The following is a 24913-nucleotide window of genomic DNA, read 5'->3' as shown; positions in this document are numbered from 1 at the left end:
ATTCGCTCAGTGCAAGATGGTTGTGGCGGCTGAGATTTGCGGCCAACAGCGGGTGGTCGAATGATCTGACATCAGTCGTGCCGTACTTGCGTAACGGAGCGACCTGCATGTCCAGCGGGGTCGCCCAACAAGCCGGTCTGACACGACCCTTTCCGCCTCACCCCAGCGGAACAAAACGCAACGGCAACCCGTCCTTGGGCCGCGGGATCGGCCAGGCCTGCCATGTCTCACCGGCACCCGCGTCGAGAACGATGCGATAGCGGCTGAGCAAATGCGCGACGAGAATGCGGATTTGCATCGTGGCGAAGTGCAGCCCCAGGCACATATGCGCGCCGCCGCCGAACGGCACCCAGGCATATTTGTGCCGCGCGCGCACCGCCTCTGGGGTGAAACGCATGGGATCGAAGCGCTGCGGGTCGGACCACAGTTCGGGCATGGTGTGCGTGTAGGCGACACTGACACTGACCGTCGTCCCCGCCGGAATATGATAGCCGCCGAAGTCGAACGGCTTGATCGCACGGCGCGGCAACGACGGGACGGGCGGGATCAGCCGCAGCGATTCCTTGAACGCCATGTCGGTCAGCACCAGCCGGTCGAGCTGCCCATATGCCGGCCCGCCGGTGTCGTTACGGCCGAGCTCGGTAATCTCGGCGCGCAACGTCTCCTGCCATTCGGGATTGCGTCCGAGCAACATGACAAGGCTCGTCGCCGACGAGGTGATCGTGTCGTGCGCCGCCATCATCAGGAAGTTCATGTGGTCGGCAATTGCATCGGCAGCGAGCGGCTTGCCGGCATCATCGGTCGCGCGGCAGAATTGCGAGAAGAAGTCGTTGCCCGCGCCTGCCCGCCGCGCCGGAATCTCGCGTTCGAACAGGTCGATCAGATAGGCGCGCGCGCGCACGCCCTTGCGCATCTGCGAGCCCGGGAGGGGCACGCGGATCGGGGTGATCGAGGCCTGCACCTCGTCGACGAACGCCTGGTTGATCCGCGTTGCCTCGGGGCCAAGCGGCATGCCGAGAAAGCTTTCGGCGGCGAGATCGAGCGTCAGTTCCTTGATCGCATCATAGAAGCGCATCGGCCGGTTACCCCAGCCCGCCACGGTGCGCGCAATGCCGCTGTCGAGCGTCTCGGCATAATGCCGCATCGGCTCGGGCTTGAACGCGACCGACATTACGCGGCGGTCGGCGCGGTGCTTGTCGAAATCCATCAGCATCAGCCCGCGCGGAAAGAGCAAATTGAGCAACGGCCCCCAGCCCTGTTCCGACGAGAAGACGCGGTCGCGGTCGAACAGGACGAGTTCGTTGGCCTCGGGACCGATCAGGCTGACGGTCGGCCCGCCAAACGCGTTGTTGCGAAACACCGGACCATAACTGTCGATCATGTGGCGCCCGAAGCGCACCGGATCCTTGAGCATGCGGAAGGTGTTGCCGACGAAGGGCAGCCCATCCTCGCCGTGAATGTCGCGAATGTCCCCCTGCTTCTGCCGCGGCAGCCAGTGCGGATTGGCTTTGAAGGTATGGGCGTAGGCCATCGTCGCGCTCCTGCTTACTGACATTGGTATAAGTAAGGAGTCTCGCGCTGGGAAGCGCTTAGCGCGGCGCTTCCTCGCCGAGCGAGTCGAGCCAGCGGGTGACCCAGCTGGTCCGGCTGCTCGACATCGCGCCGGCGAGCACGACCGCGACCACGACGATCGGCAGCAGCCAGTCGAGATCGATCAGCGCCACCAGCACCCCGACGAGCATAAGGCCGATGCTCAGCAGACCGAGCGCGGCGATCCGGCGTTCGCCCGCGGGCGACAGCGCGATGACGCGCGGTCCCTTGCGATCCCAATTCGGCGACGTTGTCAGCAACCGTCTCCCTTGCGCGTCGCGCACGCGGAACAGCGCCGCGACGAGCGGCGCGCCGATCGCGTCACCCGGCGCGACCGGGCCGGCACGGCGCTGTGGCGGCGCAGCCGCCGGGCGATCGGCCCAAGTGTCGATCGTGAGCAGCCGCCCATCGCGCTCGACGATTTTGTAGCGCGGGGGCGGCGGCTTGCTCATCGGCCGCGCCGCGCGCGCCACTCGGCAGCGCTCTGGCCCCAGGCATCGACGCGATAGTCGGCGAGCGGCGGCGGCAAGCGGGTCGGTCCGCGGTTGGTCGAGCCGAGACGCTCGGCGAGCCGGGCCGAGCGGTGATTGTCGGGTGCGATCGTGTGGATCACGTCGCTCCAGCCGAGCAGGTCGAACGCGTAATCGATCGCGGCGACCGCGGCTTCATGCGCATAGCCCTTGCCGGCAAAACCGCTGGCAACGCCCCAGCCGACCTCGGTGCCCGGCCAGCCCTCGGGCTGCCACGGGCCGATCCGCCCGACCCAGGCGCCCGTTTCGCGTTCGATCACCGAAAACATCGAGAAGCCGCGCGTCATCCACGCGCCGGCGCGCACCGAAAAGTCACGCCAGGCGACCGCGCGCGGCATCGCGCCGCCGAGATGCGCCATCGTCTCGCCATCGGCGGTGAAGGCGGCATAGGCCTCGAAGTCCGCGGGCTCGGGGAGCCGCAGAATCAGCCGGTCGGTGAACAGGATCGGCCCGCTCACCATCGGGATCAGCCGAAGCGCGCCTTCAGCGCCATCATCGCGAGTGCCGCCTTGGCTGCTTCGCCGCCCTTGTCCTTCTCGGACTTGCGCGCGCGCGTCAGCGCCTGCGCTTCGTCCTCGGTGGTGAGGATCCCGTTGCCGATCGCGAGACCATCCATCGACAGCGCCATCAGCCCGCGCGCGCTCTCGCCCGCGACGATCTCGAAATGATAGGTCTCGCCGCGGATCACGACGCCCAGCGCGACGAAGCCGTCATACAGGCCGGTCTCGGCCGCGAGCGCTACAGCGCCGGGGATTTCGAGCGCGCCGGGGACGGTGATCGTCTCATGCGTGTGCCCGGCCGCCTCGATCGCGGCGCGGGCGCCTTCGAGCAGCAGGTCGTTCAGATGGTCGTAGAAGCGCGCTTCGACGATGAGCAGTTTGGCCATTATTCGCCCCCGGTGCCTGGAATGGCGCGCTCGTCGACGATCGACAGGCCATAGCCTTCGAGGCCGACCAGCGCGTGATGCGTATTGGTAAGCAGTACCATTTCCTCGACGCCCAATTCTGCGAGGATCTGCGCGCCGACACCGTAATCGCGCAATTCCTCGACCTCGGGCGCGCCCGCGCCCTTGCCCTCGCCGCGCAACTTCATGAAGCGCGTGATGCCGTCCGACATGCGGCGGTTGATCACGACGATCACGCCGGTGCCTTCGTCGGCGATCAGCTGCATCGCGCCCGACAGCAGGCCCGAGCGCTCATTCTCTTCGCCGAACACGTCGACGAAGGTCGACAGCGTGTGCATCCGCACCAGCGTCGGCTTGCTCGGGTCGATCTTGCCTTTCACCAGCGCGACGGTCTCGTCGCCGGTCGCCTTGTTGTGGAAGGTCATCGCCTTCCACAGTCCGCCCCATTTCGATTCGAACGGCATTTCGGCGCGCTTCTCGACGAGATGGTCGTGGCGGCGGCGATAGGCGATCAGGTCGCGGATCGTGCCGATCTTGAGATTGTGAAGCTGCGCGAACGAGACGAGATCGTCGAGCCGGCTCATCGTGCCGTCCTCGTTCATGATCTCGCAGATCACGCCCGACGGGTTGAGCCCGGCGAGCCGCGAGACATCGACCGCAGCCTCGGTATGCCCCGCGCGCACCAGCACGCCGCCGTCACGCGCGACGAGCGGGAAGACGTGGCCCGGGGTGACGATCTCTTCCTTGCCCTTCGACGAATCGATGGCGACCGCGATGGTGCGCGCACGGTCGGCCGCCGAAATGCCGGTGGTGACGCCGTCGCGCGCCTCGATCGAGGTGGTGAAGGCGGTCTCGTGCCGCGTGCCGTTGTGGCGGCTCATCAGACCCAGGCCGAGCTCCTCGACCCGCTTCTTGGTCATCGCGAGGCAGATCAGCCCGCGGCCGTGCTTGGCCATGAAGTTGATCTTCTCGGGCGTCGCCATCTGCGCGGGGATGACCAGATCGCCTTCATTCTCGCGATCCTCGTCATCGACCAGGATGAACATGCGGCCATTCTTGGCCTCGTCGATCAGTTCCTCGGGCGAGGACAGGAACCCATGGCGCAGGCGCGCAACTTCAGGCTTTTGCACGATAATGCTCCATGCGTTGCAGATAGCGGGCGAGGACGTCGATCTCGATATTGACGTGCGCGCCGGGGTGAAGATCGCCCAGCGTCGTCATCGCCTGGGTGTGCGGAATGATATTGATCGCGAAATGGGTCGTTGCGTCGGCCTGATCGGCGACGCTGTTGACGGTCAGCGAGACGCCATCGACGGTGATCGAGCCCTTGGGCGCGACGAACGGCGCAAGCGCGGCCGGAACGGCGATGACGACCTTCCACGAATCACCGTCGCTGCTGGTCGCGACGATCGACGCGATGCCGTCGACATGGCCGGTGACGATGTGGCCGCCCAGTTCCTCGCCAAGCTTCAGCGCGCGTTCGAGATTGAGCCGGCGACCGGCGGTCCATTGCGCGGCGGGGGTGCGCGAGACGGTTTCACCCGAGACATCGGCGGCGAACCAGCCCGACGCGCCGGGCGCGGACTTGTCGACGACGGTCAGGCACACGCCCGAACAGGCGATCGAAGCGCCGAGATCGACGCTCGCCATGTCATAGGTGGTGTCAACGAAGATGCGCAGATCGCCACGCTCCTCGATCCGATCGATCGTGCCGATGTCGGTAATGATCCCGGTGAACATGGCCTACTCCCTGACGCGCTCGTAAACCTCGAGCCGGTCGCTGCCAAGGGTGCGCGCGTCGCTCATCGTCCAGCGACCATGCGCCTCGGAAAGATCGGCGAGGCCGATGTCGGGCAAGGTGCGCCCGCCGCCGACAACGATCGGCGCGCGATAGAGCAGCAAGCGGTCCACGAGGTCGGCGCCGAGAAAGGCGGCGGCGGTCGCCGGGCCACCTTCGACGAGCATGGTGTCCACACCCGCCAACGTGCCGATCGCGTCCGGCGCAGCAAGGTTTTCCCACGGCAGCGCGCCGTCGGGCGCCGAATGGTGCAGGTCGGGCGTGCGCGACAGGATGAAACGCCGCGGCGACCGCGCCTCGAGTCCGGGCAAGCGCACGTCGAGCGTCGGATCGTCGGCGTCGATTGTCGCGCGGCCGACCAGGATCGCGTCGTGGCGCGTACGTTCGAGGTGCGCGTGCGCGCGTGCCTCTGACCCGGTGATCCACTGGCTCGCGCCCGACCCCAGCGCGGTCGCGCCGTCGAGCGACAGCGCGAGCTTGAGCGTCACGGCGGGCCGGCCATGCTGGCGTCGCATAAGGAAGCCGACCATCGCCGAGCGCGCGGCGGCGGCGCCCGGGCCGAGATCGACCGCGATCCCCGCATCGCGCAACCGCGCCACGCCCGCGCCATTGGTGCGCAGATCGGGATCGCCGAGCGCGACCACGACGCGCGCCACGCCTGCCAGCTCGAGCAGATCGCTGCACGCCGGCCCACGCGTCGAGACGTGCGCGCAGGGTTCGAGCGTGGTATAGACGGTTGCGCCGCGCGACTTTTCGCCGGCTTGCGCCAACGCCATCGCCTCGGCATGCGGGCGCCCGCCCGGCTGGGTCCAGCCGCGCCCGACGACGATACCATCGGCGACGATCACGCAGCCGACATTGGGGTTGGGCGTGGTCCGCCCGCGTCCGCGCTCGCCGAGCGCGAGCGCTGCGCCCATCCAGCGCGGATCGTCGGAAGCCGTGGTCACGCTCAGATCCCGTAGGCCTTGAGCCCGTCATTGACCTTCTTGAACTGCGCCCGCCGCTCGGCCTCGAGCCGCTTGAGCTCGTTGGCCTGGCGCGTCTGTTCGACGCCGTCGATCTTCTGCTGTGCGATGATCTCGGCATCGGTGCGATCGGCGCGCCATTGCTGCACATAGATGATGTCGCGGTGATACGGCTTGGGCGGGATCTTCGACTCATAGATCACGCCGACGACCATCACATAGGTCAGCGCCAGCGCCAGCCCCATGAAGCCGAGCTGATGCGGCCGGCGCGTCACGATATAGGTGCGCATATCGCGCCAGGCGCGCAGCGGGGAAATGTAGCGCAGGAAATTCATGGCACCGAGATAGGCGCGACAGGGAGGCGATGCCAGCCCTGCCGCGCCCACCCGCTCCGGCTATTCTTCGTCGAGCACGAAGCGGACCGCCATCGTCTGCCACGCCTCGATCGCCACGCCGTCGCGCGTGCCCGGGGTGAAGCGCCATTTCTCGAGCGCGCGCTTGCGCGTCGCCTCGAAGAAGGCGGGGCTCGCCGCGCTGAGCTGCTCGACCTGTTTCACGCGCCCGTCGGTGCCGATCAACACGCGTACCACGACCCGCCCCTCGCGCCCGGCGAGGCGTTCGTCGCTCGGATAGGTCGGCTGGAACGCGCCGAGATAGCGCGAGTCGAGGCGCGGGATCGTCATGACCGGCGCGGGCGGCTTGACGATCGTGCCGACATCACCCGTGCCGCCGGCGAACGGTTGCAGCGGCGGCGGATCGATGTGCGTGGCAATCGGGCCGCTCGGGACGCCCGGTAGCACAGGCTTGGTCAGGTCGATCGATTCGGGCGGCGGCTTCAGTGGCTGCGCGGCGTGCTGGATCTGCGGGACCGGCTTTGGTTCGGGCTTTGGCGGGGGTGGCGGATCGAGCGGGATGTTGGTCGCGGTGATCGTCGGCACGATATCGCGCACGAAATGCGGCGCGGTCAGCGAAAGCCCGAACAGCAACACGCCGCTGGCGCCGAGCGCGAAGGCGACTCCGCCGGGGTTGAGACCATGGCGGTTGGCATAGCGATCTGCGTACATCGTCCCGTCTCCATCTGTGCCGTCCGAGTCTGCGCCGGACATGGAGAGGATGTTACATCATAACATTACGCGCGCAAGAGACATTATATCCTGTCGCCTTACTCGGGCGACAGGCGCGCGATCGCGCGGTCGCGGCCGATCAGCGGGAGCAACGCCTTCATGTCGGGACCGTGCTCGCGGCCAGTCAGCGCTCGCCGCAACGGCAGGAACAGCGCCTTGCCGCTGCGTCCGGTCTCGGCCTTCAGCACAGCGGTCAGCGCGTGCCATGGGTCCCCTGCCCAGTCGAGCGACTTGGCCACCCGCGCGGCGGCAACGAGGAAGTCCACATCGGCGGGGTCGCGCTCTGCGACGACCGGGCCCTCGATCACGCCCCACCAGTCGGCCGCCTCGGCGATCGTCTGGAGATTGGGCCGCACCGCCGCCCATTCCGCCGCGCCCATCCCAGCGGGAAGCCGGTCGACGACGTGCGCGAAATCGAGCTGATGGACGATCTTGGCGTTCAATCCGGCGAGCTCGGTCTCGTCGAAGCGTGCCGGCGCGCGGCCGAACTTGGCGAAATCGAAACTCTCGATCAGCGTCGCTATCTCGACCAGCGGCTCGACCGGCAAGCTTGTCCCGATCCGCGCGAGCAGCGCGCGCACCGCCTCGGGTTCGATCCCGACCTCACGGAAATGCGCGACGCCGAGCGATCCCAGCCGCTTCGACAATTTGCCCTCTGAGCCGACCAGCAGCGCCTCGTGCGCGAAGGCCGGCGGTGTCGCGCCCATCGCGTCGAACATCTGGAGTTGCAGTGCGGTGTTCGAGACGTGGTCCTCACCGCGCACGACATGCGTGATGCCCATCTCAACATCGTCGATCGCCGAGGGCAGCATATACAGCCACGAACCGTCGGCGCGGCGGATGACGGGATCGCTCATCGTCGCGGCATCGAATTTCTGGGCTCCGCGGATCAGATCGTCCCATACGATCGGCGCGGCATGATCGAGCTTGAAGCGCCAGTGCGGCTTGACGCCAGCGGCTTCGAGGCTCGCCCGCTCGGCGTCGCTCAGCGCGAGCGCGGCGCGGTCATAGACCGGCGGCAGCCCGCGCCCGGCGGCGATCTTGCGCTTGAGGTCGAGTTCCTGCGCGGTCTCATAGGCGGGATAGACGCGGCCGGCCTCGCGCAACGCCGCAAAGCGTGCCTCATAGAGCGCAAAGCGCGCCGACTGCCGCTCCTCGCCCGCAATCGTCAGCCCGAGCCAGGCGAGATCGGCCCGGATCGCGTCGACGAAGCGCTCTTCGCTGCGCTCGGCATCGGTATCGTCGATCCGCAACCAGAATTCGCCATCCTGCGCTTGCGCCCACAGCCAATTGTGGAGCGCGGTGCGGATGTTGCCGACGTGCAGCATGCCGGTGGGCGAAGGGGCGAAGCGAGTGCGGATCGTCATGCGACGAGCGGTAGAGGACGCGGCGCCCCCTCGACAAGCCCGCGCGGCAAGGCTGCGATGTGCCATAAGGCGTCCGTTTTGGGGCGCATCTGCGGGTCGCGCGGGGTATCACCCGCCCTGCGGTCCCTTTCCCCAAGCGGTGGACGCTCCTAAGGAGGCTGCAAATCGGCAAGCGCAAGGGGCGGCCCATATGAAACTTCTCACCGGCAATTCGAACCTGCCGCTCGCGCGCGATGTCGCTGCCTACCTCCAGCTGCCGCTAACCGACGCGCAGGTGCGCCGCTTCGCCGATGAGGAAATTTTCGTCGAAATCCAGGAGAATGTCCGCGGCGAGGACGTCTTCGTGCTGCAATCGACCGGCTACCCTGCGAACGACAATCTGATGGAACTGCTGATCTGCATCGACGCGCTGAAACGCGCTTCGGCCAAGCGAATCACCGCGGTCATCCCCTATTTTGGCTATGCCCGGCAGGACCGCAAACCCGGCCCGCGTACGCCGATCTCGGCGAAACTCGTCGCCAATCTGATCACCGTCGCGGGCGCCGACCGCGTGCTCTCGGTCGATCTGCATGCCGGGCAGATCCAGGGCTTCTTCGATATCCCGACCGACAATCTGTTCGCCGCGCCCGTGATGTCGGCCGACATCCTCACCCGCTACGGCAACCGCAATCTGATGGTCGTCTCGCCCGACGTCGGCGGCGTGGTGCGCGCACGCGCGCTGGCCAAGCGGCTCAACAACGCCCCACTCGCGATCGTCGACAAGCGCCGCGAGCGCGCGGGCGAATCCGAAGTGATGAACATCATCGGCGAGGTCGAAGGGCGCTTCTGCATCCTGATCGACGATATCGTCGATTCGGGCGGCACGCTGTGCAACGCCGCCGCCGCGCTCAAGCAAGCCGGCGCTGCAGGCGTCGCCGCCTATATCACGCACGGCGTGCTCTCGGGCGGCGCGGTGGCGCGAGTCGAAAGCTCGGCGCTCGAGGAACTGGTCATCACCGATTCGCTCGGCAGCCACGACATCGTCGCCTCGGCCAAGAAGATCCGCCACCTGACGATCGCGCCGTTGCTCGCCGAGGCGATTCGGCGGATTGCCGACGAATCGTCGGTCTCGTCGCTGTTCGATTAAATCAGGCGAGCGCGTCCCAGATCAGCTTTACGCCGACCAGCACCATCAGCGTGTAGATCGCGGTGTAGAATCGCTCGGGCGGGACGCGCCGCGCCAGCCAGACGCCGGCAAAGGTCGACGCGATCGCCACGGGCAGCAGCAGCGCCGCGATACCGAGCGTGCCGCGGTCGAACTGGCCGAGCGCCCAATAGGCGGGGACCTTCGCCCAATTGACCGCGGCAAAGAAGATCGCAGTCGTGCCGACGAGCACGTCGCGCGGCAGCCGACGCGGCAGGACATAGACCTGGAACGGCGGCTGGCCGGCGTGGGCGATCTGGCTGGTGAAGCCCGAGGCGATGCCGAGCAGCGATCCCACCCAGCCGGGCGCCTGCGCCGCGACCGCCACCGCGCCCCGCCGCTCGCTCCACAGCCGGTAGAGCCCGAACAGCACCGAGATCACCCCGACGACCGCGAGCACCGCCGCGGTCGAGACCTGCGCTGCGAACAGGTAGCCGAGCACGATCCCGACCCCCGCGCCCGGCAGCATCCAGCCGAGAATCGTCGCGTCCCAATCGCGCCGGAACGCCCAGACGCCGACGACATCCTGCACGATCAGGATCGGCAGCAGGATCGCGGCCGCGCGCACCGGCGAGATAGCGAGCGCGAGCATCGGCAGCGACAAGGCGCCGAGCCCTGCAAAGCCGCCTTTCGACAGGCCGAGCAGCACCACCGCCGGGACCGCCAGCGCGTAGAAATGCAGCGGCTCGTTCAATCCGGGATGAGCGTGGTCTGGCCGACCGGCGCGCGGACGCCAGCGCGCTTGCGGCGCTTGAGTTCGGCTTTCAGATCTTCTGGCTTGGGCGCGACGAGGAAGCCGAAGCTGACCGTCCCATCCTTGGTCTCGACGACATGGTGGAGCCGGTGCGCCTGGATGATCCGCTTCATATAGGCCGACTTGGGCAGATAGCGCGTCGGGATACGGCGATGGACGATGACGTCGTGAAAGCCGAAATAGATTGCGCCATAAGCGGCGATGCCCGCGCCGATCCAGGTGAAACCCTGCCACCAGCCGAGTTGCACGCCGAACACCAGCATCGTGATCGACGGCAGAGCGAAGATCACCGCATACAGGTCGTTGAGCTCCCAATTGTCGGTGCGCGGGCGGTGGTGGCTCTCGTGCAGGAACCAGCCGAATCCGTGCATCACCCAGCGGTGCGCAGCATAAGCGAACAGCTCCATCCCAGCGACGGTGGCAAGAAAGAGCAACAGACCGGAGATCAGCGACATGCAGGCGATATAGCGTGCCACGGCCGCGATAGCGAGTGTTCGCAACTGCGAAGGGGTGGATTCGCGCCCCCGTGTGTGCTTAAGCCCCCCGCAAACCCGACCCTTGGAAAGGCACGCGCTCATGAACATCCACGAATATCAGGCCAAGGAACTCCTGGCGAAATTCGGCGTGCCCGTTCCCGCGGGCTTCTCCGCCATGTCGGTCGAGGAAGCGGTTGCAGCATCGGAAAAGCTCCCCGGGCCGCTCTATGTCGTCAAGGCGCAGATCCACGCCGGCGGCCGCGGCAAGGGCAAGTTCAAGGAACTCGGCCCCGACGCGAAGGGCGGCGTCCGCCTCGCCAAGACCGCTGACGAGGTTCGCGCGGCCGCGACCGACATGCTCGGCAACACGCTGGTGACGATCCAGACCGGCGACGCCGGCAAGCAGGTCAACCGCCTGTACGTCACCGACGGCGTCGACATCGCCAAGGAATTCTACCTCGCCTTGCTCGTCAACCGCGCCACCGGCCGCGTGTCGATGGTCGCCTCGACCGAGGGCGGGATGGACATCGAGACCGTCGCGCACGACACGCCCGAGAAGATCCACAGCATCGACATCGACCAGGCGACCGGCTTCCAGCCGCATCACGGCCGCGCCGTCGCAGCCGCGCTCGAGCTCAAGGGCGATCTCGCCAAGCAGGCGTCGTTCGTCGCCGCCAAGCTGTACGATGCCTTCATGGGCACCGATGCCGAGCAGATCGAAATCAACCCGCTCGCGGTCACCGATGACGGCAAGCTGATGGTGCTCGACGCCAAGGTCGCCTTCGACGGCAACGCGATGTTCCGCCACAAGGACCTGATGGAACTGCGCGACGAGACCGAGGAAGATCCCGCCGAGCTCGAGGCATCGAAGTACGACCTCGCCTATATCAAGCTCGACGGCGACATCGGCTGCATGGTTAACGGCGCCGGTCTCGCGATGGCGACGATGGACATCATCAAGCTCAACGGCATGTTCCCGGCGAACTTCCTCGACGTCGGCGGCGGCGCCAACAAGGAGAAGGTCACCGCGGCGTTCAAGATCATCCTGAGCGACCCGGCGGTGAAGGGCATCCTCGTCAACATCTTCGGTGGCATCATGCGCTGCGACATCATCGCCGAGGGCATCGTCGCCGCGGCGAAGGAAGTGAACCTTTCGGTCCCGCTGGTCGTCCGCCTCGAGGGCACCAATGTCGAAGCCGGCAAGGCGATCCTCGCCAATTCGGGCCTCGCGATCGTCCCCGCCAACGATCTGGGCGATGCCGCCCGCAAGATCGTCGCGGAGGTCAAGGCCGCTGCTTGAATGGGCTGACCCGTCCCATTCGCGCTAAAAGAAGGGCCCGGACGGAAACGTCGGGCCCTTTCGCGTTCCAGCCACGTTCGAGTCGCACGCGATGCCGCTACGGCATGCTTGGCCGGCATACCGGACTTGCGAAAACCGCGTAAAACCGCCATTTGAGCAGCCGATGCTGCCGAGCAAGAAACTGTCCTGGAAGGAATCCCGATGAGAGTGCTGGTGCCGGTCAAGCGTGTGCTTGATTACAATGTGAAGCCCCGGGTGAAGGCGGACGGAAGCGGGGTCGACCTCGCCAACGTCAAGATGAGCATGAACCCGTTCGACGAGATCGCGGTCGAAGAAGCCATTCGTCTCAAGGACAAGGGCGTCACCGAGATCGTCGTCGTCTCGATCGGCGAGCAGAAGGCGCAGGAAACGCTGCGCACCGCGCTCGCGATGGGCGCCGATCGTGCGATCCTGATCGTCTCGGAGACCAAGGTCGAGCCTTTGGGCGTCGCCAAGCTGCTCGCCAAGATCGTCGAGGAGGAAAAGCCCGACTTGGTCATCCTCGGCAAGCAGGCGATCGACGACGACAACAACCAGACCGGCCAGATGCTGGCAGGGCTGCTCGGCGTCGGCCAGGCGACCTTCGCCTCGAAGGTCGAGCTGAGCACCGACAGCGTCACCGTGACGCGCGAGGTCGATGGCGGCTCGGAGACCGAGACGCTCACGCTGCCCGCAATCATCACCGTCGACCTGCGCCTCAACGAGCCGCGCTACGCCTCGCTGCCCAACATCATGAAGGCCAAGTCGAAGCCGCTCGCGCAGAAGACCGCCGCCGATTACGGCGTCGACGTCGCGCCGCGCCTCACCACGCTGAAAGTGGTCGAGCCCGCCAAGCGTTCGGCCGGCATCAAGGTCGCCGACGTCGATGAACTCGTCGCCAAGCTCAAGTCCATGGGAGTCGCAAAGTGAAGACGCTCGTCTGGGTCGAACATGATGGTACGTCCGTGAAGGACGCCACCCTCTCCACCGTCACCGCGGCCTCCAAGCTCGGAGACGTCCATCTGCTCGTCGCCGGCCAAGGCGTCGGCGCGGTCGCCGAGGCGGCCGCCAGGCTCGCCGGCGTCGGCACGGTCCATGTCGCCGACGACGCGGCCTATGCGCATGCGCTGGCCGAGAATGTCGCGCCGCTCGTCGTCAAGCTGATGGAATCGCACGACGCGTTCCTTGTGCCGGCGACGACCAACGGCAAGAACATCGCGCCGCGCGTCGCCGCCTTGCTCGACGTGATGCAGATCTCCGACATCCTCTCGGTCGAGAGCGAGGACACCTTCACGCGCCCGATCTATGCCGGCAACGCGATCGCAACGGTCCAGACCAAGGACGCAAAGAAGGTCATCTCGGTCCGCGGCACCGCGTTCGAGAAGGTCGCCACCGAAGGCGGCACGGGCACGATCGAAGCCGTCGAGGGCACCGGCGATGCCGGCGTGTCGACCTATGTCGGCTCGGAAATCGCGGCTTCGGAGCGTCCTGAACTGACCTCGGCCAAGATCATCGTCTCGGGCGGTCGGGCACTCGGCTCGAGCGAGCAGTTCCATGCCTTGATCGATCCGCTCGCCGACAAGCTCGGTGCCGGCGTCGGCGCGTCGCGCGCCGCGGTCGATGCGGGCTATGCCCCCAACGACTATCAGGTCGGCCAGACCGGCAAGATCGTCGCCCCCGAAGTCTATGTCGCGGTCGGCATTTCGGGCGCGATCCAGCATCTCGCGGGCATGAAGGACTCCAAGGTCATCATCGCGATCAACAAGGACGAGGACGCGCCAATCTTCCAGGTCGCCGATTTCGGTCTGGTGGGTGATCTGTTCAAGCTGGTGCCCGAACTCACGAGCAAGCTCTGAGCGCCAAGCGGGCGGACGCAGTTTCGCCCAAAGGGGGGGGGCGGCGCGATCGGGTCGCGCCGCCCCCCTTTCGTTTGCGCCGCGCGCGCTCAGCTTGCCAGTTCGAGCCGGTTCCGCCCGGCATGCTTCGCACGGTACAGCGCCTCGTCGGCGTGGCGCAGCACATGCTGGCGCGAGCGCCCGGCGCGAATCGGCGCCAATCCGCCGCTGAAGGTGAAGCGCACTTCGTCGCCAAAGCCGGTCGTGACCGAGAGATCGGCGATTTCGCGCCGCAGGCGCTCGCAGATCGACTGGGCTTCGAAAAGGTCGGCGTTCCAGATGATCAGGCCGAACTCCTCGCCGCCTAATCGGGCGATGATATCGTCGGCGCGCAGCGAGCGCCGCGCGACGTCGGCGAAGGCGCACAGCACCGTGTCGCCCGCCGCATGACCATGAAGATCGTTGACGCGCTTGAAGAAATCGAGATCGAGCACCGCGCAGACGCCGACGCCACGCCCGGCGGCGACGTCGGCAAGCCGCTGATCGAGCGCAACGTCGAAGGCGCGACGGTTGACCATCCCCGTCAGCGGATCGGTCTGTGCCGCCTGCGACAGTTCGTCGCGCAGCTGCTTGTGCCGCGAGATGTCGCGAATCACGCTGACGGTGCCGACGACGCTGCCATCCTCGTCGGTGACCGCGCGCGTATGGCTCTCGCACCACAGCATCGATCCGTCGGCCTTTAGCCCGCAATATTCGACCATGAAGGTTGCCCCCGGGTTCGACAGCGCATCGCGATGGGTCTTGGTTACGACCGGAAGATCGTCGGGCCGCACCAGCGTGCCGGCCTTGACGCCAATCAGCGCAGCCGGCTCATAGCCCGCAAGCGGCAGGATCGAGGCGGACGCATAATCGATCGCGCCCGCGACGGTCTGCGTCAGGATGACGTCGGTCGATCCATCGGCGATCAGGCGATAGCGCGCCTCGCTCGCGCGCAGGGCGACCATCAGCCGTTTGCGCTGGTTGAGCTCGGCGGCGATCAGCAGGGTCATCACGACCGCGGTCGCGAGATAGAATTGCAGGAACAGCACGCGCTCATGCATTCCGCCGGAGATCATCCGCACCGGGCCGTTTCCACCGATCGTGAACGCCGCGCCGATCGTCGCGAGAATCACGATCGCGATCGCGCCGCCGATCCGGCCGAAGCGGAACGCCGCGATCATCAGCGGCAGCAGCGGCACGAACAGCAGCGGAAAGGTCGTCTGCCCAAAGACCAGACGCGTCACCACGATCGTCGCCAGGATCAGCCCCACCCCCTCGAGCTTGCGCGCCCAGCGCATCCGGGCGATCCCGGCGAACATCTCGCCGTTGAGGGCAAGGAGCGCCACCGGCGCCAGCGTGAGGTTGCCGAGCGCGTGACCGAGATACCAGCTGAGCCAGTTGCTGGCGAAGCCGGTCGGCGTCGCGAGCGCGATCGTCGCCGCGCCGCCGATTCCCGAGACCGCGGGCGCTATCCCCCCGGCGACGGCGATGAAGACCATGACACCGCGCAGCGCGCCGAGATCGGCCCCGCTGCCACCACCGCGTCGCATCAGCCACGCCGCGAGGATCGCCTCGCCGATCGTGCAGAGGGTGACGAGCGGGGCATAACCGAAGCCGATGCCGAACAGTCCGGTTGCGACGATCCCCCCGATCATCGCGGCGCTCGTCGGCCAGAGCCACGCGCGCGCGGGCCGCAGCACCAACTCGACGATCAGGATGGCGGTGGCGAACCACAAGCATGCCGGGCCGCCACCGAAACGCGTAAAGCGGATCGCCACGGCGGATGCGGCGAAGACAAGCAAGCCAATCAATACCGCCCGAAGGACAGATCGCGACGAGTACAAAACGCGAAACACGTCTAACATAGGTCAAGCCTACGCGCTGACGGCGCAATAAGACACTGGCAATCGTGCCTAAAATCCGGTGAGCAGGCTCCCGACATTGGCGCCGAGCGCGTCGATCGCATAGCCGCCTTCCATCGCGATGACGCACGGCCAGCCACACGCGGCGATATCGCGCGCGAGGACGGCGTAATCGCCAGTGGTCAAGGCGAAGTGCGAAATCGGATCGCCCTCCCACGTATCGGCGCCGAAGCTGAGGACAAGCAGATCGGGCGCGAACCGCGTGATCGCGTCGAGCGCCACGGCCTGCGCACGCCGGAACGGATCGAGCGTCGTCCCGTGCGGCAACGGCAGGTTGAGCGTGGCGCCGCGCCCCTCCCCGTCGCCAATCTCGTCGGCATGGCCCCAGTAGAACGGATAGTCGGTCGCGGGATCCGCGTGGAGGCTGGCGTAGAACACCTCGCCGCGCTCCCAGAAGATGTCCTGCGTGCCGTTGCCGTGGTGATAATCGATATCGAGGATCGCGACGCGCCGCGCCCCGGCATCGCGCGCGGCCTGCGCGGCGATCGCGGCGGTGTTGAGGTAGCAATAGCCGCCATAATAGTCCGCCCCGGCATGGTGACCCGGCGGGCGGCACAAGGCGAAGGCCGCACGATCGCCGCCCAGCACCGCGTGCGTCGCGGCGAGCACGCTCTGCGCGCTCCAATAGGCGGCATCCCAGGTCTGCGCGGTGAGCGGGGTCGAGGCGTCGAAGCTGTAGCGGCCGATCTGCCCGTCGATCCGGTCGAGCTTGAGCGCGCGCCGGCCGACGATCGGCCAGACATAGCCCATTGCGTCGCCGGGCCGCCCCGCCGCTGACCAGCGCGCGGGTGCTTCGCGTAAGAAGGCGAGATAGTCGGCCGTGTGGACCGCTTCGATCGCGGCCATGCCGTGGTCGGTCGGCGCCTCGGCCCCACCGATCGCCGCGGCGACCCGCTGCGCGCGCGACGGTGTCTCGGCATAATCGGTGAAGCCGCCATTGTGCAGTTCGCGCGCCGGCGCATGGCCAAGCTGCGCGGGCGAGAAGAAATTACGCATGCGTCCTCCGTACCGGCCAATAGCGCAGGATGAGAAAGCCCGCGATCGCCGAGACGATCGAACCCGCGAGCACGCCGATCTTCACTTCGTCCTGCAGATGCGGGCTGTCGGGGAAGCCGAGTCCGCCGATGAACAGGCTCATCGTGAAGCCGATCCCGGCGATCAACGCGACCCCGTAGAGCTGGATCCAGCGCATCCCCTTGGGCCGGTGCGCAATCCCGAGCCGCTCCGCGAGCGCGACGCCGCCCATGATCCCCGCCTGCTTGCCAAGGAACAGCCCGCCCGCGATGCCGAGCACGAGTGGATCACCGAGCGTGGCAAGGCTCATGCCGCCAAGCGAAACGCCGGCATTGGCGAGCGCGAACAAGGGCACGATGCCGAACGCGACCCACGGGCTCAGCGCATGTTCGAGCCGGTGGAGCGGCGAATGCAAATCGTCGGGCGCGCCGGGCGAGCGCGTGATCGGGATCATCGTCGCGGCAAGCACGCCGGCGATCGTCGCGTGGACGCCCGAGAGCAGGATCAACCACCAGAGCGCGGCAAAAGCGATCAGATACGGCCACAATGCCCAGACGCGGCGCTGCTTCAAGGTGAACATCAACAGCAGCACGCCGACCGCGCCGGCCAGCGCGATCCAGTCGATGCCGTGGCTGTAGGCGAGCGCGATAATCGCCACCGCGCCGCAATCGTCGACGATCGCGACCGTCGTCAGGAACAGCTTCAGCGCAGGTGGCACGCGGCTGCCGAGCAAGGCGAGGACCCCGATCGCAAAGGCGATGTCGGTCGCGGCCGGGATCGCCCAGCCGGGTTGCAACTCCGCAGCGCCACCAGTGATCGCGAGATAGACCAAGGCTGGCACCGCCATCCCGGCGGCGGCGGCGATGATCGGCAGGCGGCGCCGCGCCGGGCTCGCCAATTGCCCGTCGATCAGCTCGCGCTTGATCTCGAGCCCGACGAGCAGGAAGAAGATCGCCATCAGCCCGTCATTGATCCACAGATGGACCGTCATCGGGCCGATCGCCGGCGCAAGCGTCGGGCCGGTCGCGTGGTGGAGCAGCGCGAAATAGGATTCGGCGAGCGGAGAATTGGCGAGGATCAGCGCCAGGGCCGCGGTCGCCATCAAGACGATCCCGCCCGCAGCCTCTTGATGCAGGAAGGTGCGGAGCGCCGACCGCACGGTGCGGAACGGCGCAGAGGCTTTGCGCTTGGTCATCGCGCCACCCTATCGCCGCGCCGCACAAAGACCAGCGGGATCGGCCTGCGCCGACCCCACATGGCGGCACCGGGCGCCTAGCGAGCGAGCGCCTCGGCGATCAGCTTGCGCGAATTCTCGACCCCGTAAAGCGCGATGAAGCTCCCCATCCGCGGCCCCTGGCTCGATCCGAGCAGCGTCTCGTACAGTGCGCCGAACCAGGCACGCAGCGGTTCGAACCCGCCCTCGTTGCCGATCGCGTAGACGATGTTCTGCAGATCGACCGCGGAGGTATCGGCCGGCACCGCGGCGAGCTCGCGGTCGAGCCGTTCGAGCGCGGCGACCTCGATCCCTTCGGGCTTGCGGCGCTGGAGCGTCGGCGCGACGTAATCGCGGTTATAGGCGAGTGCGTGGCCGATCAGCGCGTCGAGCTCGGGCGTGATGGCGCCCTCGACGTAGTTGCTGAGATAGCCGTGCACCTGCTCCGCGGTCGCGCCAGCGCCGAGCACGCCGACGAGATTGAGCAGCAATCCGAAGGTGACCGGCGGGTTCGTGCCGGGCACGGCGCCGTCATGGATGTGGTGCACGGGATTGCCGAGCTTCTGCTCGACCGGCTGCGCGGCGTAGCAGCCGCGGAACTGAAAATAGTCGTCCACCGCGCGCGGGATGACGCCGATATGCAGCTGCTTGGCCTTTTTGGGTTCGCGGTACGCGAAGAACGAGAGGCTCTCCTGCGTCCCGTAATCGAGCCACTGCTCGAGCGTCAGGCCATTGCCCTTCGACTTGGAGATCTTCTCGCCCTTCTCGTCGAGGAACATCTCGTAGATCAGCCCCTCGGGCGGGCGACCGCCGAGCACGCGCGCGATCTTGCCCGACTGCACGCCGCTGTCGATCAAATCCTTGCCGTACATCTCGTAATCGACGCCGAGCGCGACCCAGCGCATCGCCCAATCGACCTTCCATTGCAGCTTGGCATGGCCGCCGAGCACCGACTGGACGAGCACCTCGCCGTCGCTGTCGGTGAAGCGGATCGTACCCTCCTCGACATTGACGACCTCGACCGGGACCTGGAGCACCATCCCGGTCTTCGGGCTGATCGGCAGGATCGGCGAATAGGTCGCGGCGCGTTCTTTGCGCAGCGTCGGCAGCATGACGCCCATGATCCCGGCATAGTTTCGCAGCACGTTCTTGAGCGCATCGTCGAACACGCCGGCCTCATATTGCGAGGCCGAGGAGATGAACTCGTATTGGAAGCCGAAGCGGTCGAGGAAATCGCGCAGCATCGCATTGTTGTGCGCAGCAAAACTCTCGAACTTCTCGAACGGATCGGGAATGCGGCTGAGCGGCTTGCCGAGATGCTCGGTCAGCATCGCCTGGTTGGGGACGTTGTCGGGCACCTTGCGTAGCCCGTCCATGTCGTCGCTGAACTCGATCAGCCGGGTCGGCGCGTCGGACAGCGCCTGGAACGCGTGGCGCACCATCGTCGTGCGCAGCACTTCGTTGAACGTGCCGATATGCGGGAGGCCTGAGGGGCCATAGCCCGTCTCGAAGATGATTGGAGCGTTGCCCGGCTTGCCTTCCGGATAGCGCTTGAGCAGTTTGCGCGCTTCCTCATACGGCCAGGCCTTGGAATCGAATGCGGCGGTGCGGAGGGCTGTGTCGGTCATGATGCGCACGCGTTTGACGCTTTAGTGCGGGAAGCGCAAATGCTATGGTCGCACCATGAACATGCCGCCGTCCCTGACTGAGCCGCATCGCCTGAAGCTCCGCATCGAGGATTTTACCATCCTCGATCGCGCGGGCGTGTTTGACTCGTACGGCAAGGTCGAATTGATCGACGGGGTGATCGAGGTCATGAACGCGGAATTCCGGCGGCACAATCATATCAAGAATGACCTGACCTATCGTCTGCGGAGTGCGCTAGCGGCGTTGGACTCGCCGTATAAGGCGTTTTGCGAAGCATCGCTCGCGCTGTCGGAACACAGCCTGTTGCAGCCCGATGTCATCGTCGCAATCGGCGGGACGGACTCGCGCTATTATGAGGTCGACGACCTCGCGATCGTCATCGAGGTGGCCGACAGCACAGCTGCGCGCGATCTCGGCGTGAAATGCGCGATGTATGCAGCGCAGGGCGTGCCCGAATATTGGGTCGTGGCCTTGCCGACCGGCGAGGTGCACCAATTCTGGGATCCGTCGACCAAAGGATTCGGCGCGCGACGCACGGTGTCGCTCGAGGGCGAGCTGACGAGTGCAACGATGCCGGAACTGAAGATCGACGGACGCGGCATACTCTAACGGTTTTTCCTTCACGCGCTTCCCCGGCGAAGGCCGGGGCCCAGGCATGGAACGGTTGCAAGCGGGCGTTGCGCGCGAAGACTGCGACCTTCGCTCCTGGGCCCCGGCCTTCGCCGGGGAAGCGGCATAGGGAAGGGCATAAACCCAGCAATCCCACCCCTCCAACGTTGCCATTCCGTTCCCGCCACGCGATATACCCCCCGTGGCCACGCTCCCCTATCCCGCGCTTCATGCGAGCCACAGCGGCATCTGGATCGCCGATGCCGAGGGTACGCGGCCGATCGGGCGCGGCGAGGCGATCCGCATCGCCGCCGACACCCCCGTCATCCTGCTCAACGCCGCGCTGATCGGACAACGGCTCGGCTATGCCGACCTTTCCGGGCTCGATCTGCTCGAGCTGTTCGCCTTCCTGTGCCCGGCGCGCTTCATGGTGCCGACGCCGCGCGGCCTCGCGCGCGTCGCGGGGTTGGAAGCCCCGAGCGAGGATGACGAGATCGCCGCCTTCCTGCGCGAGGCAGCGGTGGCGCTGCTCGGCATGGCCGAGCCCGGCGCCGACTGGCCCGAGCGCGAGGGCGCCTGGACCGCGGCGCAATCGCTGTTCAAGCTGCGCTGGACCTGGGCGCCGATCCTCGCGCAGCGGCTCAAGACCCCCGACGTCGCCGAACGCTGGCTGTTCTCGAAGCTCGGCGAATGGTCCGAAGGCGCGCCGCGCGCACAACCGCGGACGGTCACGCTCGATGCGGACGAGACGCAGGCGCGACTCGCCCGGCTGACCGGCAGCGCCGCCGAGCAACGCTCGGGGCAACGCGCCTATGCCCAAGCGGCGCGCGAGGCATTCGGCCCGCGAATGGCGCAGGGCGCACCCAACATGGTGCTCGCCGAAGCCGGCACCGGGATCGGCAAGACGCTCGGCTATCTCGCGCCCGCCTCGCTCTGGGCCGAGAAGGCCGACGGCGCGGTCTGGGTGTCGACCTTCACCAAGGCGCTGCAACGCCAGTTGGGCCATGAAAGCGCGCGGCTCTTCCCCGACGCCGCGACGCGCCGCGCGAAAGTCGTCACGCGCAAGGGCCGCGAGAATTACCTCTGCCTGCTCAATCTCGAGGATGCGCTGCAGGGCGGGTTCGCCGGCCGCGCGGCGATCCTCGCACAGCTTGTGGCGCGCTGGGCAGCCTACAGCGCCGACGGCGACATGGTCGGCGGCGATCTGCCCGGCTGGCTCCCCACGCTGTTCCGCCGCAACGGCGCGACCGCGCTGACCGACCGGCGCGGCGAGTGCGTCTATGCCGGCTGTCCGCATTACCGGAAGTGCTTCATCGAAAAGGCCGCGCGCGCGAGCGCCGACGCCGATCTCGTCATCGCGAACCATGCGCTGGTGATGGTCAATGCCGCACGCGGCCGCGAATCCACGACGCGCCCGACCCGCTATGTGTTCGACGAGGGGCATCATCTGTTCGATGCCGCCGACGCGATGTTCTCGACTGCGCTGACCGGCTCGGAGACGATCGAACTCCGCCGCTGGGTGCTAGGCCCCGAATCGGGTGGGCGCGGGCGACGGCGCGGTCTCGCCGCGCGGCTCTCCGACGTGGCGAGCTATGACGAAGGCGGCGCGCGGGCGATCGCCGATGCGGTGGCGGCGGCGCAGGGCCTCGCAAGCGACGGCTGGCTCCAGCGGATCGGCGAGGGCGCGCCGTTCGGACCGATCGAGACGCTCCTCGCCGCCGTGCGCGGCCTGACCTACGCACGCGCTGAAGCGGACGGCGATGCGGGCTATGCGCTCGAGACCGAACTCGCCGAGCCCGACCCCGGCCTGATCGAAGCGGCTGGTCCCGCCGCACACGCGCTCGACGCGCTCGTCCGACCGCTCGTCGCGCTCGGACGCCGGCTAGAGGCGGTGCTCGAGGAAGGGCCCGACTGGATGGACGGCCAGGCGCGCGCGCGGATCGAAGGCGCGGTCGCCTCGCTCGGCTGGCGTGCCGAGACGGTCGCGGCATGGCTGTCGCTGCTCGCACGGATCGGCGGGCCGGCCTCGCCCGATTTCGTCGACTGGCTCGCCGTCGACCGGGTCGAGGGCCGCGAATACGATATCGGGCTGCACCGCCACTGGCTCGACCCGACGCGCCCGTTCGCCGAGACCGTGCTCAAACAGGCACATGGCGTGCTCGTTACCTCGGCGACGCTGCGCGGCGGGGGGGCCGATGGCGAGGAAGGCTGGGGCGTCGCCGAGGCGCGCACCGGCGCGAACCATCTGCTGCGCGGCGCAAGCCGCTTCGCGGCGACCTCGCCGTTCAATTATGCCGATCAGGCCGAGGTGCTGATCGTCACCGACGTCAAGCGCGGCGACATGGGCGCGCTGGCCAACGCCTATGCCCGCCTGGGCGTGGCGAGCCGCGGCGGGATGCTCGGGCTGTTCACCGCGATCCGACGCCTGCGCGGCGTCCATGCGCGGATCGCCGACCGCCTCGCGCGCGAGGGACTTCCGCTCTACGCGCAGCATGTCGACCCGATCGACACCGGGACCTTGGTCGACATCTTCCGTGACGATCCCGCCGCTTCGCTGCTCGGCACCGACGCTTTGCGCGACGGGGTCGATGTGCCCGGCCGCTCGCTCCGCCTCGTCGTGCTCGAGGGCGTGCCCTGGCCCAAGCCGACCGTGCTCCACGCCGCGCGCCGGCTCGCCGGCGGCGGCAGCGCGTATGACGATCGCATCGTGCGGGCGCGGATGGCGCAGGCATTCGGCCGGCTGATCCGCCGCGCCGACGATCATGGCGCGTTCGTCCTGCTTTCGGCGGCGATGCCGTCGCGCCTGCTCACCGCCTTCCCGCCGGGGGTAAAGATCACGCGCTGCACGCTCGACGAAGCGGTTGCGCGTGCAGGAGCGCTTCCCTCTGGGCTGCAAACGGGGCATGAGGCCCGCGAACCCGCCTGACGGAGACTCGCATGACCGCCGGCACCAAGACGCTGACGCTGCTCCGCCACGCCAAATCGGGCTGGGACGATCCGGCCCTGCGCGATTACGATCGCGGACTCAACGCCAAGGGCAAGCGCGCTGCGGCGCTGATCGGCGGCCATCTTCGCAAGACGCCCGACGCGTTCGACCATGTTGTCGCCTCCCCCGCGGTGCGCGTCGTCGAGACGCTCGAACAGGTCGAGAGCGGCTATGGCCGCACGCTCGCACCACACTGGGACCGGCGGATCTACCTCGCCTCGGCGGTGACCTTGCTCGACATCGTCCACGAAACCCCCGCCGAGGCGACGCATATCCTGCTGGTCGGACACAATCCGGGCCTCGAGGATCTGGCGATGCTGCTCGTCCCAACGTCGGACGAGCCGCTGCGCGTCGCACTCGAGGCGAAATATCCGACCGCGACGATCGCCGAACTCAGCTTCGACGGCGCATGGGGCGATCTCGCAGCCGGGAACGCACGGCTCACCCGCTTCGTCCGTCCGCGCGATCTCGACCCGGCGCTCGGGCCCGACGAAGACTGAGACTCACACCTTCCCGAGCAGCCCCTTCAAGCCCGCCAGCGCGCCGGCGGGTTTGGCCTCTTCCTCGCTGATCACCCCCGCCGCGCGCAATGCAGCCGCCGCATTGGGGCCCCGCGGGAACGGATCGAGCGCGAGCGCCATCGTCTCTGCCGCCGCCTCGCCGAGATCGATCGCCGCGCCGTCATACGGCATGGTGTCGAGCGCATCGAGATCGAGCTCGATCTCCTCCTCGGCCGCGGCTTCCTGTTCGGTGACGAAGCGCAGCGCGACCTCTTCCGACACCGTTTGCGGCAACGGGTCGTCGGTCACCGAACAGGCCTGAACGACCGCCGCGCTCACTGCGCCACGCGCGACGACGCCGGCGGCATCGCGCTTCACCCGGAATTTCGCCTCGAGCCGGTCGACCGATACCAGCCCGAAGCGCGCGGCGAGCGCGGTACGTTCGGCCTCGCTCGCGACGATCGCGATGCTGCGCTCGCCCTCGCCGATCGTGTCGATGCGTTCGAGCCGCGAGAATTCGGGGGTGCTCATGGCAAATCTCCTGCAATCACCGATTCGGTCGGCCGTACCGCCAGCGCATCGCGCAGGGCAAACAGACCAGCCTGAGTATGTGCGACCGTCACCGCGTCGGGCACGCCAGCGCGGTACAGGTTGCGTGCCAGCGCGCTCCGCACATCGTTCGCGGCGAGCCCGTCGCGATATGCGCCGAGGCGCCCGCCGAGCATTCCCATCATCTTGCCGATATGCTTGCCGACGCCGATGTCGCCGATTCCGCTCTCGCGCAATTGCCCGTCCATGTCGGTGACGAAACGCTCGGTCAGCCGCGCGCTTGCCGGCCCCGCCGCGGGAACGTCCTCGAGCCGCAGCAGTACGATCGACAGGACCGCCGCGACCATGTCGAAACGTCCGTCGAGCGTGTCGGGGACGCCGCCCGATTCGTACCAATGCGGCGCCCGCGCGATCTCGATCACGCGGGTGTAGAGCAGCAATGCGGTGTCGTCGGGCGCACGCCCCAGCAGCTTCGAAAACCAGCCCAAAAGTCTCGTGTCCTTTCGCGCCCTTGTTTGGCCGCCTTTCCCGGCATATTGAGGCTTCGTGTCCACGGGTGCAATGCGTCGTGGCCAGCTGTGGTGCCTTGG

The 24913-nt window shown here is 67.4% G+C and carries 25 protein-coding genes; 7 read left to right on the top strand and 18 right to left on the bottom strand.

The window, feature by feature from the left end; translation table 11 throughout:
• Positions 1 to 157: 157 nt before the first annotated feature.
• The 10 genes from ACVWYO_RS10040 to gltX are packed head-to-tail and all read right to left on the bottom strand — an operon-like array spanning position 158 to position 8278.
• Entirely contained in the window at positions 158 to 1531 is a 1374-nt protein-coding gene (locus ACVWYO_RS10040) for a cytochrome P450 (protein ID WP_457350417.1), read from the bottom strand.
• Positions 1532 to 1589: 58 nt separating this feature from the next.
• Positions 1590 to 2042, bottom strand: coding sequence for a hypothetical protein (locus ACVWYO_RS10035; protein ID WP_457350415.1), 453 nt, complete (start codon positions 2040 to 2042; stop codon positions 1590 to 1592).
• The gene (locus ACVWYO_RS10030) at positions 2039 to 2581 is read right to left on the bottom strand and encodes a GNAT family N-acetyltransferase (RefSeq protein ID WP_457350413.1); all 543 of its coding nucleotides are present in this window, start codon (positions 2579 to 2581) and stop codon (positions 2039 to 2041) included. Before ACVWYO_RS10030 ends, ACVWYO_RS10035 begins: the two co-directional genes overlap by 4 nt.
• 5 nt (positions 2582 to 2586) lie before the next feature.
• The gene (gene ribH / locus ACVWYO_RS10025; protein ID WP_457350411.1) at positions 2587 to 3006 is read right to left on the bottom strand and encodes a 6,7-dimethyl-8-ribityllumazine synthase; all 420 of its coding nucleotides are present in this window, start codon (positions 3004 to 3006) and stop codon (positions 2587 to 2589) included.
• Positions 3006 to 4154, bottom strand: coding sequence for a 3,4-dihydroxy-2-butanone-4-phosphate synthase (gene ribB / locus ACVWYO_RS10020; RefSeq protein WP_457350409.1), 1149 nt, complete (start codon positions 4152 to 4154; stop codon positions 3006 to 3008). The genes ribH and ribB overlap by 1 nt, the downstream gene beginning before the upstream one ends.
• Complete coding sequence (locus tag ACVWYO_RS10015) at positions 4141 to 4764, bottom strand: riboflavin synthase (RefSeq protein ID WP_457350407.1); 624 nt, start codon at positions 4762 to 4764, stop codon at positions 4141 to 4143. The genes ribB and ACVWYO_RS10015 overlap by 14 nt, the downstream gene beginning before the upstream one ends.
• Before the next feature lie 3 nt (positions 4765 to 4767).
• Positions 4768 to 5739: a bifunctional diaminohydroxyphosphoribosylaminopyrimidine deaminase/5-amino-6-(5-phosphoribosylamino)uracil reductase RibD gene (gene ribD, locus ACVWYO_RS10010; protein WP_457354930.1), complete on the bottom strand. Its 972-nt coding sequence runs from the start codon at positions 5737 to 5739 to the stop codon at positions 4768 to 4770.
• A gap of 32 nt (positions 5740 to 5771) precedes the next feature.
• Positions 5772 to 6122, bottom strand: coding sequence for a hypothetical protein (locus ACVWYO_RS10005; protein ID WP_133191148.1), 351 nt, complete (start codon positions 6120 to 6122; stop codon positions 5772 to 5774).
• Between the two features lie 60 nt (positions 6123 to 6182).
• On the bottom strand, positions 6183 to 6893 hold the full coding sequence (locus ACVWYO_RS10000; RefSeq protein WP_457350405.1) for a TonB family protein: 711 nt from the start codon (positions 6891 to 6893) through the stop codon (positions 6183 to 6185).
• A gap of 56 nt (positions 6894 to 6949) precedes the next feature.
• On the bottom strand, positions 6950 to 8278 hold the full coding sequence (gene gltX / locus ACVWYO_RS09995; RefSeq protein WP_457350403.1) for a glutamate--tRNA ligase: 1329 nt from the start codon (positions 8276 to 8278) through the stop codon (positions 6950 to 6952).
• A gap of 190 nt (positions 8279 to 8468) precedes the next feature.
• Between gltX and ACVWYO_RS09990 the strand changes: the two genes are divergently transcribed.
• Positions 8469 to 9404, top strand: a complete 936-nt coding sequence (locus ACVWYO_RS09990; RefSeq protein WP_133191154.1) for a ribose-phosphate pyrophosphokinase — start codon at positions 8469 to 8471, stop codon at positions 9402 to 9404.
• A 1-nt stretch (position 9405) separates the two neighbouring features.
• Here ACVWYO_RS09990 and ACVWYO_RS09985 read toward each other — a convergent pair whose 3' ends face one another.
• Complete coding sequence (locus ACVWYO_RS09985) at positions 9406 to 10155, bottom strand: sulfite exporter TauE/SafE family protein (protein WP_457350400.1); 750 nt, start codon at positions 10153 to 10155, stop codon at positions 9406 to 9408.
• Complete coding sequence (locus ACVWYO_RS09980; RefSeq protein WP_457350398.1) at positions 10152 to 10670, bottom strand: sterol desaturase family protein; 519 nt, start codon at positions 10668 to 10670, stop codon at positions 10152 to 10154. The genes ACVWYO_RS09985 and ACVWYO_RS09980 overlap by 4 nt, the downstream gene beginning before the upstream one ends.
• Positions 10671 to 10791: 121 nt before the next feature.
• On the opposite strand from ACVWYO_RS09980, the gene sucC reads away from it, so the two are divergent.
• From sucC to ACVWYO_RS09965, 3 genes are all read left to right on the top strand, one after another.
• Positions 10792 to 11991 carry an ADP-forming succinate--CoA ligase subunit beta gene (gene sucC / locus ACVWYO_RS09975; protein ID WP_457350396.1) on the top strand — a complete coding sequence of 400 codons (1200 nt, stop codon included), beginning with the start codon at positions 10792 to 10794 and terminating at the stop codon, positions 11989 to 11991.
• A 201-nt stretch (positions 11992 to 12192) separates the two neighbouring features.
• Positions 12193 to 12939, top strand: coding sequence for an electron transfer flavoprotein subunit beta/FixA family protein (locus tag ACVWYO_RS09970; protein WP_457350394.1), 747 nt, complete (start codon positions 12193 to 12195; stop codon positions 12937 to 12939).
• Complete coding sequence (locus ACVWYO_RS09965; protein ID WP_457350392.1) at positions 12936 to 13865, top strand: electron transfer flavoprotein subunit alpha/FixB family protein; 930 nt, start codon at positions 12936 to 12938, stop codon at positions 13863 to 13865. Before ACVWYO_RS09970 ends, ACVWYO_RS09965 begins: the two co-directional genes overlap by 4 nt.
• An 89-nt stretch (positions 13866 to 13954) precedes the next feature.
• On the opposite strand, the gene ACVWYO_RS09960 is transcribed toward ACVWYO_RS09965, so the two are convergent.
• The 4 genes from ACVWYO_RS09960 to ACVWYO_RS09945 form a co-directional block, all read right to left on the bottom strand.
• Positions 13955 to 15685: a diguanylate cyclase gene (locus ACVWYO_RS09960; protein WP_457350390.1), complete on the bottom strand. Its 1731-nt coding sequence runs from the start codon at positions 15683 to 15685 to the stop codon at positions 13955 to 13957.
• A 111-nt stretch (positions 15686 to 15796) separates the two neighbouring features.
• Entirely contained in the window at positions 15797 to 16801 is a 1005-nt protein-coding gene (locus ACVWYO_RS09955; RefSeq protein ID WP_457350388.1) for a histone deacetylase family protein, read from the bottom strand.
• Entirely contained in the window at positions 16794 to 18014 is a 1221-nt protein-coding gene (gene nhaA, locus ACVWYO_RS09950) for a Na+/H+ antiporter NhaA (RefSeq protein WP_457350386.1), read from the bottom strand. The genes ACVWYO_RS09955 and nhaA overlap by 8 nt, the downstream gene beginning before the upstream one ends.
• Before the next feature lie 77 nt (positions 18015 to 18091).
• The gene (locus ACVWYO_RS09945; RefSeq protein WP_457350385.1) at positions 18092 to 19660 is read right to left on the bottom strand and encodes a lysine--tRNA ligase; all 1569 of its coding nucleotides are present in this window, start codon (positions 19658 to 19660) and stop codon (positions 18092 to 18094) included.
• Positions 19661 to 19715: 55 nt separating this feature from the next.
• Here ACVWYO_RS09945 and ACVWYO_RS09940 point away from each other — a divergent pair, with 55 nt between their 5' ends.
• The 3 genes from ACVWYO_RS09940 to ACVWYO_RS09930 all read left to right on the top strand — a co-directional run bounded on the left by ACVWYO_RS09940 (position 19716) and on the right by ACVWYO_RS09930 (position 23774).
• A complete protein-coding gene (locus ACVWYO_RS09940) occupies positions 19716 to 20288 on the top strand; it encodes a Uma2 family endonuclease (protein WP_457350383.1) in 573 nt (190 codons plus the stop codon).
• A 202-nt stretch (positions 20289 to 20490) separates the two neighbouring features.
• Complete coding sequence (locus ACVWYO_RS09935; protein ID WP_457350381.1) at positions 20491 to 23214, top strand: ATP-dependent DNA helicase; 2724 nt, start codon at positions 20491 to 20493, stop codon at positions 23212 to 23214.
• An 11-nt stretch (positions 23215 to 23225) separates the two neighbouring features.
• Positions 23226 to 23774, top strand: a complete 549-nt coding sequence (locus ACVWYO_RS09930) for a SixA phosphatase family protein (RefSeq protein ID WP_457350379.1) — start codon at positions 23226 to 23228, stop codon at positions 23772 to 23774.
• Between the two features lie 3 nt (positions 23775 to 23777).
• On the opposite strand, the gene ACVWYO_RS09925 is transcribed toward ACVWYO_RS09930, so the two are convergent.
• Together ACVWYO_RS09925 and ACVWYO_RS09920 are read right to left on the bottom strand one after the other, a co-directional pair.
• Positions 23778 to 24305 carry a YceD family protein gene (locus tag ACVWYO_RS09925; RefSeq protein WP_457350377.1) on the bottom strand — a complete coding sequence of 176 codons (528 nt, stop codon included), beginning with the start codon at positions 24303 to 24305 and terminating at the stop codon, positions 23778 to 23780.
• On the bottom strand, positions 24302 to 24811 hold the full coding sequence (locus ACVWYO_RS09920) for a ubiquinol-cytochrome C chaperone family protein (protein ID WP_457350375.1): 510 nt from the start codon (positions 24809 to 24811) through the stop codon (positions 24302 to 24304). The genes ACVWYO_RS09925 and ACVWYO_RS09920 overlap by 4 nt, the downstream gene beginning before the upstream one ends.
• Positions 24812 to 24913 lie beyond the last annotated feature (102 nt).

The sequence above is a fragment of the Sphingomonas sp. UYP23 genome (assembly GCF_054059235.1).
Note: the sequence above shows the minus strand (reverse complement) of the source record. Positions and strands in the feature narration are given on the sequence as shown.